This window comes from Candidatus Methylomicrobium oryzae (assembly GCF_016745425.1).
Lineage (GTDB): Bacteria > Pseudomonadota > Gammaproteobacteria > Methylococcales > Methylomonadaceae > Methylomicrobium > Methylomicrobium oryzae.
In genome coordinates this window covers 1-2522 of the sequence record NZ_JAERVK010000043.1, presented here as the reverse complement: position 1 = coordinate 2522, position 2522 = coordinate 1, and the positions used below count along the sequence as shown (strand labels likewise).

At 55.4% G+C, this 2522-nt stretch carries 1 protein-coding gene; it reads left to right on the top strand.

Translation table 11 applies throughout. The annotated features are described in order from the left end of the window. Positions 1-214: 214 nt before the first annotated feature. Positions 215-2522 (top strand): LamG-like jellyroll fold domain-containing protein (locus tag JJL52_RS20980; RefSeq protein WP_202054473.1); only part of this gene is annotated, 2308 nt, incomplete at its 3' end.

Sequence of the window (2522 nt, the reverse complement as noted above, 5' to 3'; positions counted from 1 at the left end):
ACGCGCGACCCCCGCTACAAAAAATTGGCAAGTTTTGCCTAGGTACCGGTATGGAGATAAGGAGAGAAACATGCTGATCCGTTCAGCCAAGCTCAAGCTGAGTTTAGGCATTGTCCTCCTGCACGGTCATTCACAGATGTTGTACGGGATCATGGATGTCCTGCACTACTAGAAACAACGCAATACTGATCATAAGCCATAAGGAGATGTCATCATGATAAAAATAATAAGAGTAAAGGAGCTCGACTGGAGGCCTGGCTTTTTCCATAATTTTTTAAGCTCTGTCGGTCAGCGAATTTTGTACAGGGTCGTGAGCGCAGGGATCGGACTTTTATTTGCCGGATTTACGGAGTTTGCTGTCGCCCAAACGGCTGGCCTTGTGGCTGCGTATTCCTTTGATGAAGCAGCCGGTTCCTTAGCAGGGGATTCTTCTGCCACGAACAGTCACACGGGCACGATCCAGGGCGCAACGTGGGTATCGGCCGGGCGATTTGGCAGTGCATTGCGTTTTAATGGAACAAATGCCTTGGTCACAGTAGCCGATGCGGCGGACCTTGACCTTGGTAGCGGTATGACCTTGGAAGCCTGGGTGAACCCAAGCGCTTTGAGCGGTTGGCGTACGGCAATTTTAAAAGAAAAGCCGGCTGGACTGTCTTATGCACTTTATGCGCACGACAATGCGCCGCGGCCAGCCACTTACATTAACACTGGAAGCTCCGACATTGCCGCAAGCGGCGGTTCCGGCCTTTCTCTTAATGCCTGGACGCATTTGGCTTCCACTTATGGCGGCGGCACACTTCGGCTTTACGTGAACGGTGTCCAGGTGAGAGCCGTGGCCGTGAACGGGAATCTGGTCGCCTCAAGTCTCCCGCTCCGGATAGGGGGCAATGCGATCTGGGGTGAATACTTTGCAGGGTTGATTGACGAGGTGCGAGTTTATAATCGTGCCTTGAGTACCGCCGAGATTCAAGCCGATATGACTACGCCTGTCGGATTGGCCCCGACGCCGCCTCCGCCTCCTTCCTCTTCCGAGGTCGGCGAATGGGCCCCGCCAGTCCAATTGGGGCTTGTGGCTGTAGACATGATTCATCTTCATACCGGAAAGATTCTGATGTTTGCCGGTGAGAACGCGGGAGGGTCGTCTGCGACTGTCTGGGATCCTGCGACGGGAAATTTCCATCCTGTCCCTGCGCCTTATAATATCTTTTGCTCGGGGCATACGGCCCTTGCTGACGGCAGGATTCTGATAGTCGGAGGACACGATAATGCTCATAACACACTCGGTTCAAACCAGGTAGCGATTTTCGATCCCGTAACGGAATCATGGACGTCATCTCCGGATGTGCCCGCGATGTCGTACCGGCGGTGGTACCCCACTGCGACGACGCTGGCCGATGGACGAGTTCTTGTAACGTCTGGCGCCACCACCTGCTTCGACTGTATCGCTGATATACCCGAAATCTACGATCCGGTGACCAACACGTGGACTCGGCTGGATGGGGCACAGCTCGCGTTTCCCTATTACCCTTTCATTTTTCTGCTTCCCGACGGCCGTATTCTAAATGCCGGGGCTGGGGAGCAGCCGGCCGTCACTCGTACGCTTGATCTGGCGACACAACAATGGACGACCATGGATCCTACGGTAGTTGATGGGGGCAGCGCTGCCATGTTTTTGCCGGGGAAAATCATTAAGTCAGGGACTGCTGCAACGACTGATATTTCTAACCTCCCTACCTCCGAGACGACCTATGTTCTGGACACAACCCGAGCACCGTCCACATGGCAGCAGACGGCTCCTATGGCCTTTCCACGCGCGTACCATACCCTGACGCTATTACCGGATGGCAAAGTGTTGGCAACGGGAGGCGGAGTCACGACCGAAGGCAAGAATATCTCCGCTGCCGTCTATGAGGCAGAAATGTGGAATCCTTCTACCAGAATGTGGAACACCATGGCGGCAATGCAAAATCCTCGATTGTATCACTCCACGGCATTACTGCTACCGGATGGACGTGTCGTTGTGGCGGGAAGCGGCGACAGTTACGGTGGCCCCGACCAGCTTACTGCAGAGTTTTTTTCACCGCCTTATCTTTTTAAAGGAGCCCGTCCGGCCATCGCATCCGCTCCACTGGAAGTTGCGCACGGCACCACGTTTTCTTTTGATCTCGCCGATGCAAACGCTATCGGTTCGGTAGCATTGGTAAGACCGGGATCGGTTACCCATCAATTCGATGAAGATCAACGCTATTTGACCCTCACATTCTCGCAGAGCGGTAATCGCGTTAGCGCCGACGCCCCTGCAACAGCAAACCTTGCACCGCCCGGCTACTATATGCTGTTCGTGCTGAATAATACCGGGGTGCCTTCGGTAGCGCGCTGGATTCATCTTGCGTCGGGTACCGAGGATACGACGGCGCCGACGGTGACCGCGCGGAATCCGGCGGCGGGTGCGACCGGGGTGGCGACTGGCACGGCCGTGACCGCGACCTTCAGCGAGGCGATGGACCCGGCCACGCTGACCA